1 pseudogene is annotated in these 228 nt (G+C 55.7%); it reads right to left on the minus strand.

Features of this window, described 5'->3' with window-relative positions:
• Positions 1 to 228 (minus strand): annotated as a pseudogene (locus ACO0KW_RS20530) (hypothetical protein); the annotation flags it as partial.

Below are 228 nucleotides of genomic sequence, written 5' to 3' on the forward strand. Positions count from 1 at the left end.
TGTTCCACGTCGTTCCACCATCCGTTGATACTTGCAGATTCGTCGCTGTCGCACTACCGTAATCCGTACCACTGCCTGTGGCGTTACCACCGCCTAAGGCCAGGCTGACACTCGTTGCTGTGGTGCTAGCATTACTTAAGCTCACCGTGAATTGCGCAAAGCCACCGCTCTCCGCGACCGTGACATTGCTGACGCTCAAAGTTGGCGTATCGTTGTCGCTACCACCAG

The sequence above is a fragment of the Undibacterium sp. Ji22W genome (assembly GCF_049340305.1).
Lineage (GTDB): Bacteria > Pseudomonadota > Gammaproteobacteria > Burkholderiales > Burkholderiaceae_D > Undibacterium.